The sequence below is a fragment of the Chthonobacter rhizosphaerae genome (assembly GCF_013839525.1).
In the GTDB taxonomy this organism is placed as follows: domain Bacteria; phylum Pseudomonadota; class Alphaproteobacteria; order Rhizobiales; family Pleomorphomonadaceae; genus Chthonobacter; species Chthonobacter rhizosphaerae.
The window spans coordinates 1-2,323 of sequence record NZ_JACDIS010000030.1 but is presented as its reverse complement, the minus strand read 5'-3'; the positions used below and the strand labels follow the sequence as shown (position 1 = coordinate 2,323).

Here is a 2,323-nt window from a genome sequence, read left to right as displayed (position 1 = left end):
GACGTCACCAAGGTGGTGGGCGCGGAGACCCATATCGACAGCGTCTCGATGACGCTGTCGAAGGGGTCGATCAACGTCCTCCTCGGACCGACGCTGTCGGGCAAGACGAGCCTGATGCGGCTGATCGCCGGGCTCGACCGCCCGACGCGTGGCGACATCCGGATCGACGGGCAGTCGGTGGTCGGCGTGCCGGTGCAGGCCCGGAACGTCGCCATGGTCTACCAGCAGTTCATCAACTACCCGACCCTCACCGTTTACGAGAACATCGCCTCGCCCATGCGGGTGAAGGGCGCCGACAAGGCGACGGTGGACCGCGAGGTCCGCAAGGCCGCCGAGCTTCTGCGGCTCACCGACCACCTGAAGAAGACGCCGCTGGAACTCTCCGGCGGCCAGCAGCAGCGCACCGCGCTCGCCCGCGCCATCGTCAAGGGCGCCGGCCTCGTGCTCCTCGACGAGCCGCTCGCCAATCTCGACTACAAGCTCCGCGAGGAGCTGCGGGCCGAACTGCCGAAGATCTTCGCCGCCACCGGCGCGATCTTCGTCTATGCCACCACGGAGCCGACCGAGGCCCTCCTCCTCGGCGGCAACACGGCGACGCTCTCCGAAGGCCGCGTCACGCAGTTCGGCCGCACCATCGACGTGTTCAACCGGCCGGTGGACCTGCTCACCGCGGAGACCTTCTCCGACCCGCCGCTGAACACGCTGACCGTGGAGAAGCGCGGCGGCCAGTTCGGCCACCCGCTCGGGATCAGCATCCCGGTGCCGGCGTCGGACGCCGGCCTGCCGGACGGGCGCTACACCCTCGGCTTCCGGCCGCACCACCTGTTCCTGGATCCGCCGGGCGGGTCGGCGGTCGCCATGCCGGCGCGGGTGGCGGTGACGGAGATCACCGGCTCGGAAAGCTTCGTCCATGTGGACGTGGCGGACGCCCGCTGGGTCGCGCTTGCGCACGGAGTGCGCAACCACGACGTGGACGACCGCATCACCGTGCATCTCGACCCGGACCGCCTGTTCGTGTTCGACGCCAGCGGGCGGCTCGCCGCCGCGCCCCGTGTCCTCCAGGCCGCGTGAGGAAGACACCATGGCCCGCATCGACCTCGACCACATCGCCCACGCCTACAGGCCGAACCCGACGAAGCCGTCGGACTTCGCCTTGAAGGAGGTGCACCACACCTGGGACGACGGCGGCGCCTATGCGCTGCTGGGCCCTTCCGGCTGCGGCAAGACCACGCTTCTCAACGTGATCTCCGGCCTCCTGGTGCCGTCCAAGGGCCGCATCCTGTTCGGCGGCACGGACGTGACGCACCTGCCGACGGAGGCGCGCAACATCGCGCAGGTGTTCCAGTTCCCGGTCATCTACGACACCATGACCGTCTACGACAATCTCGCCTTCCCGCTCAGGAACCGGCACGTGCCGGAGGCCCGGGTGGACGCGGCGGTGCGCGAGACGGCCGAGATGATCGGCCTCACGGACAAGCTCTCGAAGCGCGCCCGGGGGCTGACGGCGGACGAGAAGCAGAAGATCTCGCTCGGCCGCGGGCTGGTGCGCCAGGACGTCAACGCCATCCTGTTCGACGAGCCGCTCACGGTCATCGACCCGCACATGAAGTGGCAGCTGCGGTCGCAGTTGAAGCTGCTGCACAAGCGCTTCGGCTTCACGATGATCTACGTGACCCACGACCAGACCGAGGCGCTGACCTTCGCCGACAAGGTGGTGGTGATGTACGACGGCGAGGTGGTGCAGATCGGCACGCCCGGCGAACTGTTCGAGCGCCCGCGCCACACGTTCGTCGGCTATTTCATCGGCTCGCCGGGCATGAACGTGATGCCGGCCGAGGTGGCGGGCCGGGAAGCCCGGGTCGGCGGCCACCTGGTGCCGCTGCCGCGCGCCTACCGGCGCCCCACCGGCAAGGTGGAACTCGGCGTGCGACCCGAGTTCGTCCGCCTCGTGGACAGCCGCGACGGCGTGCCCATCACGGTCAAGTCCGTGGAGGACGTCGGCCGCTACCGGATCGTGCGGGCGCGGCTCGGCGACCAGGACCTGAACGCCGTCGTCAAGGAGGGCGTCTCCATCCCGGCGAACCCGCGCGCGGTGTTCGAGCCCTCCGGCGTCAACGTCTACGCCGACAGCCACATCGTCGAGCCGGAGGCCTGAGCCATGGAAAAGACCTGGAACAACAAGGCCTGGTTCATGGTGCTGCCGGTGCTGCTGCTGGTGGCCTTCTCGGCGGTGATCCCGCTGATGACGGTGGTGAACTATTCGGTCCAGGACACCTTCGGGAACAACGAGTTCTTCTGGGCCGGCACGGAATGGTTCAAGGAG

Annotated in this window: 2 protein-coding genes and 1 pseudogene; all 3 read left to right on the top strand. The window is 68.7% G+C overall.

The genetic code is table 11. The annotated features are described in order from the left end of the window. A partial coding sequence (locus HND91_RS22340) for an ABC transporter ATP-binding protein (protein ID WP_181708821.1) occupies positions 1 to 1,071 on the top strand: 1,071 nt, incomplete at its 5' end. 10 nt (positions 1,072 to 1,081) lie between these two features. Continuing rightward, complete coding sequence (locus tag HND91_RS22335; RefSeq protein ID WP_181708820.1) at positions 1,082 to 2,155, top strand: ABC transporter ATP-binding protein; 1,074 nt, start codon at positions 1,082 to 1,084, stop codon at positions 2,153 to 2,155. 3 nt (positions 2,156 to 2,158) lie between these two features. After that, positions 2,159 to 2,323, top strand: a pseudogene (locus HND91_RS22330) (sugar ABC transporter permease); the annotation flags it as partial.